The sequence below is a fragment of the Stenotrophomonas sp. YJH_SMC_123 genome, assembly GCF_059368215.1.
Map to the genome: position 1 here is coordinate 528,661 of NZ_JCAFRM010000002.1, position 12,612 is coordinate 541,272.

The 12,612-nt window shown below is 67.6% G+C and carries 14 protein-coding genes; 7 read left to right on the plus strand and 7 right to left on the minus strand.

All coding sequences use genetic code 11. From position 1 onward, the window contains the following. Positions 1–68 precede the first annotated feature (68 nt). The 3 genes from arsC to AC5P5W_RS07465 all read right to left on the minus strand — a co-directional run bounded on the left by arsC (position 69) and on the right by AC5P5W_RS07465 (position 2,168). Entirely contained in the window at positions 69–410 is a 342-nt protein-coding gene (gene arsC / locus AC5P5W_RS07455; RefSeq protein WP_049406119.1) for an arsenate reductase (glutaredoxin), read from the minus strand. Continuing rightward, entirely contained in the window at positions 410–1,564 is a 1,155-nt protein-coding gene (locus AC5P5W_RS07460; RefSeq protein ID WP_197575520.1) for a phospholipase A, read from the minus strand. The genes arsC and AC5P5W_RS07460 overlap by 1 nt, the downstream gene beginning before the upstream one ends. A 118-nt stretch (positions 1,565–1,682) precedes the next feature. Further along, positions 1,683–2,168, minus strand: coding sequence for a DUF456 domain-containing protein (locus AC5P5W_RS07465; protein ID WP_014647721.1), 486 nt, complete (start codon positions 2,166–2,168; stop codon positions 1,683–1,685). A 235-nt stretch (positions 2,169–2,403) separates the two neighbouring features. On the opposite strand from AC5P5W_RS07465, the gene AC5P5W_RS07470 reads away from it, so the two are divergent. Further along, positions 2,404–2,613: a cold-shock protein gene (locus AC5P5W_RS07470; protein ID WP_014647720.1), complete on the plus strand. Its 210-nt coding sequence runs from the start codon at positions 2,404–2,406 to the stop codon at positions 2,611–2,613. A gap of 72 nt (positions 2,614–2,685) precedes the next feature. Here AC5P5W_RS07470 and AC5P5W_RS07475 read toward each other — a convergent pair whose 3' ends face one another. Both AC5P5W_RS07475 and AC5P5W_RS07480 read right to left on the minus strand, forming a co-directional pair. After that, on the minus strand, positions 2,686–3,180 hold the full coding sequence (locus AC5P5W_RS07475; protein ID WP_005417545.1) for a glycine zipper 2TM domain-containing protein: 495 nt from the start codon (positions 3,178–3,180) through the stop codon (positions 2,686–2,688). A gap of 136 nt (positions 3,181–3,316) precedes the next feature. Next, the gene (locus AC5P5W_RS07480) at positions 3,317–3,751 is read right to left on the minus strand and encodes a cytochrome c (RefSeq protein ID WP_014647719.1); all 435 of its coding nucleotides are present in this window, start codon (positions 3,749–3,751) and stop codon (positions 3,317–3,319) included. A gap of 79 nt (positions 3,752–3,830) precedes the next feature. Between AC5P5W_RS07480 and AC5P5W_RS07485 the strand changes: the two genes are divergently transcribed. Continuing rightward, complete coding sequence (locus AC5P5W_RS07485) at positions 3,831–4,655, plus strand: tRNA threonylcarbamoyladenosine dehydratase (protein ID WP_046431617.1); 825 nt, start codon at positions 3,831–3,833, stop codon at positions 4,653–4,655. Between the two features lie 34 nt (positions 4,656–4,689). On the opposite strand, the gene AC5P5W_RS07490 is transcribed toward AC5P5W_RS07485, so the two are convergent. Together AC5P5W_RS07490 and AC5P5W_RS07495 are read right to left on the minus strand one after the other, a co-directional pair. After that, complete coding sequence (locus tag AC5P5W_RS07490; RefSeq protein WP_197575522.1) at positions 4,690–5,463, minus strand: TatD family hydrolase; 774 nt, start codon at positions 5,461–5,463, stop codon at positions 4,690–4,692. Continuing rightward, positions 5,460–5,675 (minus strand): DUF6116 family protein, encoded by a 216-nt coding sequence (locus AC5P5W_RS07495; protein ID WP_014647716.1) that lies wholly within the window; start codon positions 5,673–5,675, stop codon positions 5,460–5,462. The genes AC5P5W_RS07490 and AC5P5W_RS07495 overlap by 4 nt, the downstream gene beginning before the upstream one ends. 163 nt (positions 5,676–5,838) lie before the next feature. On the opposite strand from AC5P5W_RS07495, the gene AC5P5W_RS07500 reads away from it, so the two are divergent. The 5 genes from AC5P5W_RS07500 to asnB all read left to right on the plus strand — a co-directional run bounded on the left by AC5P5W_RS07500 (position 5,839) and on the right by asnB (position 12,567). After that, the gene (locus AC5P5W_RS07500) at positions 5,839–6,684 is read left to right on the plus strand and encodes a glycine zipper 2TM domain-containing protein (RefSeq protein WP_032958908.1); all 846 of its coding nucleotides are present in this window, start codon (positions 5,839–5,841) and stop codon (positions 6,682–6,684) included. Between the two features lie 126 nt (positions 6,685–6,810). Next, on the plus strand, positions 6,811–7,353 hold the full coding sequence (locus tag AC5P5W_RS07505; protein WP_032958898.1) for a GNAT family N-acetyltransferase: 543 nt from the start codon (positions 6,811–6,813) through the stop codon (positions 7,351–7,353). Between the two features lie 252 nt (positions 7,354–7,605). After that, entirely contained in the window at positions 7,606–8,262 is a 657-nt protein-coding gene (locus AC5P5W_RS07510; protein ID WP_046431688.1) for a glutathione S-transferase family protein, read from the plus strand. A 78-nt stretch (positions 8,263–8,340) separates the two neighbouring features. After that, positions 8,341–10,620 (plus strand): thiamine pyrophosphate-dependent enzyme, encoded by a 2,280-nt coding sequence (locus AC5P5W_RS07515; protein WP_197575123.1) that lies wholly within the window; start codon positions 8,341–8,343, stop codon positions 10,618–10,620. A gap of 3 nt (positions 10,621–10,623) precedes the next feature. Further along, positions 10,624–12,567, plus strand: coding sequence for an asparagine synthase (glutamine-hydrolyzing) (gene asnB, locus AC5P5W_RS07520; protein WP_197575121.1), 1,944 nt, complete (start codon positions 10,624–10,626; stop codon positions 12,565–12,567). Positions 12,568–12,612 lie beyond the last annotated feature (45 nt).

Here is a 12,612-nt window from a genome sequence, read left to right on the forward strand (position 1 = left end):
GAAAAGGGGACGGAGGGGATTAAGTCGTTTGTGCACAAACGACTTAATCCCCTCCGTCCCCTTTTCCGTTACAGGATCTCCAGCACCGTTTCCGGCGGGCGGCACAGCCGTGTGCCCTTGGGCGTGCGCACCACGGGGCGGTTGATCAGGCGCGGGTGTTCGGCCATCGCAGCCAGCAGGGTGGCATCGTCGGCATCTTCCAGCCCGAGTGCGGCGAACTGGGTCTCCTTGCTGCGCACCAGGTCGCGCGCGCTCAGGGCCGACTCGGCCAGCACCTGGCGCAGCGTGGCCGCGTCGGGCGGGGTGCCCAGGTACTCGATCACCACCGGGTCGAAGCCCGCATCGCGGATCAGCTTCAGTGCGCCGCGCGAGTTGCTGCAGGCCGGGTTGTGCCAGATCGTCACGTCCATCAGAACCACTCCAGCAGCGACACGCCCACGCCCACATAGGTGGCCTTGTGGTTGTAGTCGATCATGCTCTCGCCATAGCCGTCGAAGATCTGCACATGGCCACGCAGCAGATTGCTGATCGGAAAGCCGTAATCCAGCTGCAGTGCACCGTGGGAGCGGCTGCCGGTGCGCAGCGAATGACGCGCCATCAGCGCGACCTCATGCCCGTTGCGGTTCCAGATCAGGGTCGCGTCACCCCGGCCCATGTAATCCTCGATGTCCGGATTATTGTCTTCGCTGCGGCTTTCCGGGATGCGGTACCACGGGCGCAGCACCAGCGCCCAGTTCTCGCGATCCAGGCCGATGTTGAGCATGACCCGGTTCCAGCTGCGCGAGAGCGGATCGGCCCGTCCGTTGGACTGGTGGTTGAGGCTGATACCGGTCATGCGCCCGCGCCAGCCACCGATCGAGTAGCCGTTGCGGAACACCATCATCACTTCGGGTTCGTAGTTGGTTTCGCGGAACGGGCGCGAATCCTCGCTGTTGTAGGCCTGCCAGCGCGAACTCTGGGTGTAGCCAGCCCAGATGTCGCCGTTGTCGCCGAACAGGTTCTCGGCGATCTTGGTCTTGAAGCTGATCTGGAACTTCAGCTCGGTACTGTCGAGTACCTGCGGGGTCGTCACGCTGTTGGCCGGGTTCGGCGAATGCGGCGTGGTGTTGCGGTCGCTGGTCCAGAACGCCGGCAGCAGGTACACCGGCTTGTAGGCACGCAGCTGGAAGGGCCCCAGCTTGGAGTCCTCGGCCAGCTCCCAGCGGCTGTCCAGCAGCGAACCGCGGCCAGCATTGGCCAGCGCGCTGTCCGATGCCGCCGGACGGAACAGGTCGCTGACCCGCTCGCGCAGCTTTTCCTCGCCCTGGCTCACGCGCGCGGTCTGTCGTTCCTCGCGGCGCGCCTGCGCAGCCGATTCGGCGGCGGCATCGGCGGCGGCGGTGGCCTCCGGGGTGTGCCCGAAGAGGCGGTCATAGCAGGCCAGGCGGGCCGCGTCGGTGGTGATCGCCGCGCAGGCGGCCGGCGAGGTGTCGGCGCTGGGCGCGAACTCCTGCGCAGCCAACGGTGCACTGGCCAGGGCAAGCGCCAGCGGCGCCAGACGGGGAAGCAGCGTGGGGAGGGTCATTGCAGCAGGCCCTTCGATGGATACGGGAATCGCACAGTGTGGCGGCTGCACCGGATCGCGGCCAGCCCCACCGTTTATGCACGGCCACGGCGTGCGCGTGGCGTGAAGGCTAGGTGGCTCAGAAGAACCAGGCGAACGCGAACAGGCCCAGCATCGCGATCACCACCGCCAGTTTCAGTGCCAGGCCGAGCAGGATGCCGAGCCAGGTCGCCAGGCCCACCTTGGTCGAGCGGCCGAGTTCGCGGGTGTGCCAGTACTCGCCGAGCAGGGCGCCGAGCAGCGGTCCGGCAAACAGGCCGATGGGCATGAAGAACAGGCCGACGATGCTGCCGACGAAGGTGCCCCACAGGGCCTTGCGGCTGGCGCCGACGCGCTGCGCGCCGACCACGGTGGCGAGCACGTCCACCAACAGTGAAAGCAGGGTCAGCACGCCCAGCGCGACCAGGGTGGGCCAGCCGACGTGGGCGAAGCCGTCGGCCCAGGCCGCCAGCAGCAGCCCGATGAACACCAGCGGGATGCCCGGGAGGGCCGGCAGGATGATGCCGGCGATGCCGATCAGGACAAAAATGACCGCTAGCAGATATAAGATGAATGAGAGTCCCATGCTGTCCCGTATGGTGGCCGTTTTGGGGTTGACAGTGAAAGATTTTGCCAGTTGCTTTTTCGTTTTGGGCGGGTTAAGTTGCAGTCGCTGAGCTTGGCAAGGTCACCGTGGATCGTGGCCTGATGAAGCAAGATCTTTCCGATCCGCTGCATCGATGCACCTCGCTTCCCCCTTGCTTGTCAGCCGCCCACCGGGCGTTTCCAACAACAAGAGAGAGTCAAAGGGAGTTAGTGAGATGGCTGAGCGCGAGACCGGTACCGTAAAGTGGTTCAATGATGCGAAGGGCTTCGGCTTCATCAGCCGGCAGAATGGCGAGGACGTGTTCGTGCACTTCCGCGCCATCGAGACCCAGGGCTTCAAGAGCCTCAAGGAAGGCCAGACTGTGAGCTTCGAAGTCGTGCAGGGCCAGAAGGGCCTGCAGGCTGACAAGGTGCAGCCGGTGTAATACCCGCCGCCCGTCGGCATGAAAAAGGCCCGCGCAAGCGGGCCTTTTTCTTTGCCGTTGGCCCGGTGCAGGTCAGCGCAGGATGACCTTGCCATTGACGACGCGCACGTAGGTGTTCTCGCGGATGCCGCCGAGATCGCGCTGGTTGACCACGATGGTGCGGCCATCATCCATGCGCACGCTGATGTCATAGGTATCGCTGGTGACGTTCTTCTGGATCTGGTTGCCGGCCAGGGCACCACCGACCGCGCCTGCGGCGGCGGCGATGTTCTTGTTGCCACGGCTGCCACCGGTGTGGTCGGAGATTTCATGGCCGGCCACGGCGCCGACGATGCCGCCGAGGATCGCGCCGGTCGCGCTGGGCGCGGTGCGGCCCGAGGGCACGGTGTTGATGCGGGTGACGATGCCACAGTCAGCGCAACGGCCCTGGTTGTAGCCGCCATTGTTGCCGTAGCCGCCGTTGTTGTAGCCGTTGTTGTAACCACCGCCGCTGTAACCGGGCGAGGTGGCACAGCCAGCCAGCGCAAGGGTAGCGATGGCGCTGGCGGCGATGAGCTGGATCTTCATGGGGCGTCTCCTGGCCGTGAAGGCGGGTGGGTTGGGTGGTACTGCGTCGTGCAGCAGGGTGGACGAATCCTCTCCTTTCGAACGTGAACAACGCGCCAACCGTGTGCGTGCTGCCCGGCTGCAGGATGAATGCGGCTCAGCGGAAATCCTGGTGGCAGGCGCGGCAGTCCGCCTGCAGTGTTTCCACCAGCTGGGCGAGGGCCCTGCAGTCGCCGGGGGGTGAGGCCAGCGCCGTGTTGAGGTTGCCGCGCAGCTGGCTGGCGTGCTGCTGGAACTGCGCACTGTCCTTCAGCCCGGGAAACGCCTGGTCCAGGTCATTGGACAGCAGGCGCAGCACCTGCAGCCGCGGCACGCTGTCAGCCAGGCTGCAGCGGTTCTGCAGCTGGGCCTGCTGCAGCAGCTGTGACTGCCGCTGCATCACCTGCATCAGGCTGCCCGGGAACGGATCGCGACGCGCCTGCAGGGCGCGGCCGACCATTACCGTGGCGATCAGGCCGATCAGCAGGCCCAGGCAGAGCACGAACAGGTAGCGATGGGCGCTGGACAGGCGGCGGGGCGGGCTGGCATTCATGCGGGCACTCCGGGCGTGCAACGGTGGGTTCGACGCCGGCGTACTGCGGGCGCCAGCACCTGCACGTTAAAATAGCCCGATGAACGAACAGGTCAAACAACGCTTCGCCGGCATCGAACGGCTGTACGGCGTGGGTGCACTCGAGCGCCTGCAGGGCAGCCGCGTGGCGGTGGTCGGCATGGGCGGCGTCGGCTCGTGGGTGGTGGAGGCGCTGGCCCGTTCGGCCGTCGGCCACCTGACCCTGATCGATGCCGACGATATCTGCGTGTCCAACACCAACCGGCAGCTGCCGGCGATGGAAGGCAACTACGGCCGCAACAAGGCCGAGGCGATGGCCGAGCGTTGCCGTGCGATCAATCCGGACATCGGGGTCGACGCGGTGCAGGCATTCCTGACCGTGTCCAACATGGCCGAGCTGCTGGACCGGGGGTTCGATCTGGTGATCGATGCCTGCGACAGCTTCCGGGTCAAGGTCGAGACGATCGCATGGTGCCGCCGCCGCAAGCTGCCGTTGCTGACCGTCGGTGCCGCCGGTGGCCGTACCGATCCGACCCTGGTGCGCATCCGCGATGTCTCTCGCACCGAGCACGACGCCATGCTGGCGCTGATCCGCAAGAAGCTGCGCAGCGAATTCAACTTCCCGAAGAACGCCAAGCGCTATTTCGGCGTACCGGCGGTGTATTCGCTGGAGAATGTGAAGTACCCGCAGGCCGATGGCAGCGTCTGCGGCATCCGTCCGAACCTGGGCGCCGATGCGGCGTTGAAGCTGGACTGTGGTGCCGGCCTGGGCGCGGCAACCCACATCACCGGCGCGTTCGCCTTCGCGGCGGTTGGCAAGGCGCTGGAGATGCTGCTGGAGCCGAAGAAGGTGAAGGTGGATGCGGTCGAGGCCAGCGAGGTGTGATGGATCGTGCCGGCCAGCGGCCGGCACCTACCCGTTACATTACCGGCAGCGCGAACAATCGCCGCGCATTCTCCGTCGTGGCCTGGGCCACGGCTTCCAGCTCCATCCCGCGCAGTGCGGCCACGTGCCGGGCAATGGTCGCCAGCCGCGCTGGCTCGTTGCGCTGGCCGCGGATGCCGGCGTCGGGCTGGTCGGGCGCGTCGGTTTCCAGCAGCAACTGTTCCAGCGGCATCTCGCGCACCAGCCGCTGCAGCCGTTGCGCGCGATCGTAGGTCAGTGGGCCACCGAGGCCGAGCAGGAAGCCCTGCCTGTGCAGTTGCGCGGCCTGTTCCGGGCTGCCGGAAAAGCTGTGCACCACGCCGCGCAGGCCGCCGACGCGGCGGATGGCGGCGATCACCGCATCCACCGCGCGTCGCGCGTGCACGATCACCGGCAACTCGAATTCGCGGGCCAGTTCCAGCTGGCCGATGAAATACGCCTGCTGGGCGTCGGTGTCCAGCCCTTCGACAAAGAAGTCCAGGCCGCATTCGCCGATCGCACAGGGGCGTTCGCGCTCGATCCACTCGCGCAGCAGTGGCAGGTGCCCGGGCTGGTGATCGGCCAGGAACATCGGATGCAGGCCGTAGGCCGGGTACAGCCCCGGCGCCTGCTGGCAGACCTCACGCAGCTTCGGCCAGCTGGCCGCGGTCACCGCCGGTACCACCTGCTGGCGCACCCCCGCGGCCTGCGCACGCTCGATCACCGCAGCGCGGTCACGGTCGAACCCGCTGGCATCCAGATGGCAGTGGCTGTCAACCAGGATGCTCAACGCTGTTCCAGCGGCGGAGGTGTTGCGGCGTTGCGGCTCTTCCAGTTGGCCAGCAGCAGCGTGCCGAAGCCCAGCACCAGCTCATCGACGAACGGGATCGGGTCCGGGATGAACAAGGTCAGCACGAACAGGCCGGCGGTGAGCTTGAACAGGGTGGGGTAGCGCAGCCGGCGGGCCCATTGCAGTACCGGCAGCAGCATCGGGTTGGCCATGGCGGGAAGCCTCGTGGGGAATATGCAAACGCTACCACGGGCCCAGCATTTCCCGATGCTGAATGGGTTATCGGAATGAGCAGGAAATGTGGAGATTCCGTTCAGGCAGCGCATGCTGCAATCTGCCCCGAGAACGTTGCGGATGGTCCGCAAGGAGCAGGTCATGAAAAGCACAACTACAACTGTCCTGGTCGCAGCGGGCGCGCTGCTGGTCGGTGGCATCGCCACCGCCGCCTTCATGAAGAGTGGTGACAAGTCGCCCGATTCCATCAGCGCCGGAACCCCCAATGGTGAATCGCGCCTCGTTGAAGGTAACGCTTCTGACGACGGCGCACGTGGTGACAAGCTGGACCCGTCCGCGCCGCGCGGGCTTGAATATGCCGATGTGCTGAAGGTTGACCCGATCACCGAGAAGCAGAAGGCCTACGCCACCGTGATCGGCACCGATGCGGTGCGCGAAACGTCCACGACCCAGACTCCTCATGAAGTCTGCCAGGACGTGACGGTGCAGGAGCGCCTGCCGGAACGTGATGGCAACGTTGGCGGTACCGTGGTTGGCGCGGTGGTGGGTGGCCTGCTCGGCAACCAGGTCGGTGGCGGCAACGGCAAGAAGGCCGCGACCGCCGCCGGTGCCGTGGCCGGCGGCTTCATCGGCAACCAGATCGACAAGCGCCATGTGGGTGGCCGCGTGGTCAACCGCACCGAGCGCCAGTGCCACACCGAGACCGCCACCTCCGAGTCGAGCCGCGTCACCGGCTACAACGTGACCTACCGCAATGAGGACGGCACCACTGGCACCATGCGCATGGCCAGCAAGCCGGGCAACCGCATTGCCATGGGTACCAACGACGTGGTGAAGGGTTACAACGTGACCTACCGCTATGACGGCGCGGAGAAGACCGTGCGCATGGACAACAAGCCGGCCAGCGATCGCCTGCCGGTGGTCGATGGCCAGCTGGTCACGCAGACCGCTGCCGCCGGTGCCACTGCCGCAGCCACGCGCCAGTAATCCCGGCGCAGCATGCAGTACCTGACGGGCCGGCTCATGCCGGCCCGTTTCATTGCGACCGGCGATATTCATCCGCGCAGCGAAGCCATCCTCCATCATGGGTGCCCCCTTCGACATGGAGCCGGCATGAGCATCTTCGACCTGCGCATCGAAACCGAGCGGCTGATCCTGCGCCCGCTGCTTCGCGAGGACTACGAGCCGTACCTGGCGTTCTGCGCCGACGAGGCCACGATGCGTACCCTGGGCGGCGTGCAGCCACCCTCGGTGGCCTGGCGCGGTTTCTGCAGCCTGGCTGGCGCTTGGCAGCTGTTCGGCTTCTCGATGTTCAGCGTGATCGAGAAATCCAGCGGCGACTGGATCGGGCGGATGGGACCGTGGCAGCCGCAGGACTGGCCGGGTACCGAGGTTGGTTGGGGCATCCGTCATGCCAGCTGGGGCCGGGGCTATGCGCCGGAGGCGGCGGTCGCGGCGATCGACTGGGCGTTCGATACGCTGGGCTGGGCTGAGGTGATCCACACGATCGCCGAGAACAACGACAACTCGCGGGCCGTGGCACGCAAGCTGGGAAGCACCCTGCTGCGCATGGGGGAGTTGCCAGCGCCATACAACGACAAGCCCATGCAGATCTGGGGCCAGTCGCGCGAACAGTGGCGGCAACGCGCGCGCTGAGCGTGGCTTGGTAGTGCCGGCCGCTGGCCGGCAATCGCTTGGATCCAGCTGCATCGAGGATGCCGGCCAGCGGCCGGCACTACCAGCTGCATCGAGGATGCCGGCCAGCGGCCGGCACTACCAGCTGCATCGAGGATGCCGGCCAGCGGCCGGCACTACCGTGTAGTCATGCTGCACCCGCGCTTGGCATTCACTGGCATGCTTGCCAGACTGCACGCAGCCGGCCGCCGGCCGGATCCGAGGGAGCAGGCAATGGTGGAAGAGCGCGTCCCGTTGACGGTGCACGGCATGTCGGTGTCAGGCAATTGCCACAAGGTCCGCCTGCTGCTGGAGCAGCTCGGCAGCCGCTACCGCTGGGTGGAAGTGGACAGTGCCCACGGCCAGACCCACACCCCCGAGTTCCTCGCGCTCAATCCCAATGCCAAGGTGCCGTTGATCGTCCGCGACGATGGCCGCGTGCTGACCGAGTCCAATGCGATCCTTTTCTGGCTGGCCGAAGGCACGCCCTACCTGCCCACCGATGGCTGGGAGCGCGCGCAGGCACTGAGCTGGATGTTCTTCGAGCAGTACACGCACGAGCCGTGCGTAGCGGTCGCGCGCTTCATCCGCGGCTGGACCCCGCCTGGGTCGCCGCGCCGCGCCGAACTGCCACGCCTGCACGAGCGCGCCGCCGCTGCACTGGCGGTGATGGAGCAGCACCTGCGTGATGCGCAATGGTTCACCGGCAGTGGGTACGGCATCGCCGACATCGCGCTGTTCGCCTACACCGACGTCGCAGGCGAGGGTGGAATCAGCCTGCAGCCGTTCCCGGAAGTTCGCGCCTGGTTGCAGCGCGTGCGCGGGCAGCCGCGCTTCCTGCCGATGCCGGCGGTGACCGCCGAGGTCCGCGCCCGCTTCGAGGCCGCATGACTCTCACCAAGGTGATCCCCACAGGGTAGCGCCTGGCCAACCCCGGGCGGAATGCAACAACGACACGGAGGGTGTTCGATGTTCGCTGTGGTTCCAGATCCGATTCCCGCACGCATGCGCGTGCTCAACCGCGCCGACGTGTGCGACGCCAATTTCCTCGACGCGGTGCGTGGCTGGCGCGGTACCCCGCGCCCGCGCCCGGCGCCGGATGCGCCGATCCTGCCGGGCAGCACGCTTACCGCCGCCGCGTTTGGCGAGCTGTTCGATTCGCAGCTGGCCAGCCGCCAGCTGGACCTGATGGCGCGCGTGCTGCGCGTGCAGAACAAGGTCTTCTACACCATCGGTTCATCCGGCCACGAAGGCAATGCGCTGCTGGCGCGGGCCTGCCGGCATACGGATCCAGCATTCCTGCACTATCGCTCCGGTGCCTTCATGGCCGAGCGCTCACGCCAGGTGCCGGGGATCGACCCGCTGCGCGATGCCGCGCTGTCCTTTGCTGCCAGCGCCGATGACCCGGCCAGCGGGGGGCGGCACAAGGTGTGGGGCAGCAAACCGTTGTGGGTGCTGCCGCAGACCTCGACCATCGCCTCGCATCTGCCGAAAGCGCTGGGCACCGCGCTGGCCCTCGAAAGCGGCAAGCGGCTGGGCCACGAACTGCCGATTCCGGCCGACAGCATCGTACTGTGCTCGTTCGGCGACGCCTCGGCCAACCATGCCACCGCGCAGACCGCGTTCAACACCGCGATGTGGTCGGCCTACCAGAAGCTGCCGGCACCGGCCCTGTTCGTCTGCGAGGACAATGGCCTGGGCATCTCGGTGAAAACGCCTGAAGGCTGGATCGCCGAACGCTTCAGCGGTCAGCCCGGGCTGGACTATTTCTACGCCGATGGCCTCGACCTGGCCACCGGCCATGCGCAGGTGCAGGCGGCGGTGGAGCACTGCCGGCGTACGCGGCGGCCGACCTTCCTGCATCTGCGCACCACGCGCCTGATGGGGCACGCCGGCACCGACTTCGAGGTGGAATGGCGCGCGTTGCCCGAGCTGTGCGCGGCCGAGGCGCAGGATCCGCTGCTGCGCTCGGCACAGATCGCGATGGAATCGGGCTGGATGGATGCGGCCGCCATCGAGGTGGCCTACGAGACGATGCGCGCGCGCTGCATGGCCGCCGCCGCCGATGCCGAAGGACGGCCGAAGCTGCAGTCGCTGCGGGAAGTGATGGAGCCGCTTGCGCCCTATACGCCGGCTGCGGTGCAGGCCGAAGCACGGCGCGAGGTGCCCGCCGGAACGCGTGAAGCGCTGTATGGCGGTGCGGAGGCGTTGCCCGAACGGCAGGCGCCACGCCACCTCGCGATCCAGATCAACCATGCCCTGCAGGAACTGCTGGCGAAGTATCCGCAGAGCCTGCTGTTCGGTGAGGACGTCGCACAGAAGGGCGGTGTCTACACCGTCACCAAGGATCTGCTGCGCCGCTTCGGCCCACGCCGGGTGTTCAACACCCTGCTGGACGAGACCATGATCCTGGGCATGGCTCAGGGCCTGGCCAACCTGGGCATGCTGCCGATTCCGGAGATCCAGTACCTGGCCTATCTGCACAACGCCATCGACCAGGTGCGCGGCGAAGCGTGTTCGCTGCAGTTCTTCTCCAACGACCAGTACCGCAACCCGATGCTGGTGCGGGTGGCCGGGCTGGGGTACCAGAAGGGCTTCGGTGGCCACTTCCACAACGACAACTCGATCACCGCGTTGCGCGACATCCCGGGGCTGGTGGTGGGCTGCCCGTCGCGCGGCGACGATGCGGTGATGATGCTGCGCACGCTGGCCGCACTGGCGCGGGTGGATGGGCGCGTGGCGGTGTTCCTGGAGCCGATCGCGTTGTACATGAGCAAGGACCTGCACGAAGCCGGCGATGGCCAGTGGCTGTTCGACTTCCCCGCACAGGGCCAGTCGCTGGTGCCGGGGGAGGGCCGGGTCTATGCGCCGGAGGCCGGCGACCTGGTGATCTATACCTATGGCAACGGCGTGCCGATGGCATTGCGCGCATCGCGGGCGATCGAGCAGCAGCTGGGCTGGCAGGTGCGGGTGGTCGACCTGCGCTGGCTGGTACCGCTGGACGCCGGCTTCATCACTGCCCAGGCCGCCAGCGCACGGCGGGTGCTGGTGCTGGATGAAGGCCGCCACAGCGGCGGGGTGGGCGAGGGCGTGGTCACCGCGCTGGTCGAGGCCGGGTTCGGCCATCTGCCGTTGCGCCGGGTCTGTGGTGCCGACACCTACACGCCACTGGCGGGGGCAGCAATGTTCGGGCTTCCAAGCGACAATGCGGTGATTGGCGCCGCCCTCGACCTGGCGCAGGAACCCTGATGCATGTGTGGATTGGCGGGAATGTTGTTGCCGGCGCCGCTGGCGTCGGCCGAGGCGCTGCAGGCGCAGGCCCTGTCCATGGGCCAGGCGCTGCACCACCGCGGGCCCGATGATGGCGGCAGCTGGGTCGATGCCGAGGCGGGCATCGCGCTGGCGCATCGCCGCCTGAGCATCCTCGACCTGTCCCCGCTGGGCCACCAGCCGATGGCCTCGGCCGACGGCCGCTACGTGATGGCCTACAACGGCGAGGTCTACAACTTCGCCGCCCTGCGCGAGGAACTGGAGCCGCTGGGGCATGCCTTCCGCGGCCATTCCGACACCGAAGTACTGCTGGCGGCGATCCTGCAATGGGGCGTGGAAGACACCCTGCAGCGCTGCAACGGCATGTTCGCCATCGCGCTGTGGGACCGCCAGGAGCGTTGCCTGTGGCTGGCCCGCGACCGCGTCGGCAAGAAGCCGCTGTACTACGGCTGGGCCGGCGACACGCTGGTGTTCGGTTCGGAACTGAAGGCGCTCTGGCAGCACCCGGCGTTCGACAACGACATCGACCGCGATGCGCTCACCTTGCTGCTGCGGCTGGATTACATCCCGGCGCCGCACAGCATCCACCAGCGCTGCTACAAGCTGATGCCGGGCCGGGTGTTGCGCCTGGACGCGGCGGCCGTCGCTGCCGGCGCATCCGCGCATCGTCCGGAACAGGCACAGCGGCCGTACTGGGATGCGCGCGCGCGCATGCAGGCGGCGCTGGCCGCACCCTTCCAGGGCCGCATCGAGGACGCCGAGGAACAGCTGGACACGCTGCTGCGCGACGCGGTGGCGCTACGCATGGTGGCCGACGTGCCGGTCGGCGTATTCCTGTCTGGTGGCACCGATTCCTCACTGGTGGCGTCGCTGATGCAGGCCCAGAGCGGGCAGCCGGTGCACAGCTTCAGCATCGGCTTCACCGATTCGGGACATGACGAGGCGCCGCTGGCCCGGGAGCTGGCGGCCCACCTGGGCTGTGACCATACCGAGTTGTACGTCAGCGGCGCCGACGCGCTGGCGGTGGTGCCGCAGTTGCCGGCGATGTTCGATGAGCCTTTTGCCGACGCGTCGCAGGTGCCGACCGCGCTGGTCGCCCGGCTGGCGCGGCAGGGCGTGACCGTGGCGCTGTCTGGTGACGGTGGCGATGAGCTGTTCTTCGGCTATACCCGGTATGTACGCGCGCTGCGCAACTGGCAGATGCTCGGCCGCGTGCCGGGGCCGCTGCGGCGCTGGATGGGCGCGCGTGCGCAGCAGCAGGGCGAAGCCTCGCGCACCGGCGGCCTGGCCGCGCTGCTGGCCGAGACCGGTGCGCGTGGCATCGGCGACGTCTACCGCAACCGCATCTCGCGCTGGCGCGACCCGGCCGCGGCGGTGACCGGCGCGCGGGCCGCCGGCAGCTTCTACGACCTGGCCGATCCGCTGCACGGCGCGGGTACGCCGGCCGACGCGATGATGCTGGCCGATTTCGTGACCTACCTGCCGGACGATCTGTTGTGCAAGGTCGACCGCACCTCGATGGCGGTCAGCCTGGAGGCGCGCGCACCGCTGCTGGACTGGCGGGTGGCCGAGTTCGCCTGGTCGCTGCCGTTGGGCTTCAAGCGCAGCGAGACCACCAGCAAGGTGCTGCTCAAGCGCGTGCTGGGCCGTTACGTGCCGCATTCGATGGTGCACCGTCCCAAGCGCGGTTTCGGCGCGCCGGTCAGTGACTGGCTGAAAGGCGACCTGCGGCCCTGGGCCGAGGACCTGCTGCAGCCGGCGCGGCTGGAGCGTGAGGGCGTGCTGTCGGCGGCGGCGGTGCAGCCGCTGTGGCAGCAGTTCCTGGGAGGGCAGCGCAAGTGGCATACCCATCTGTGGAACGTGCTGATGTTCCAGGCCTGGCAGGCGCATTGGCGGCAGGTGCGCGCAGGCATTGTGGGCGGCTGATCTTCACCGGCCTGCACGGGCCCGGCGACTAGGCTGGGCCTCCCG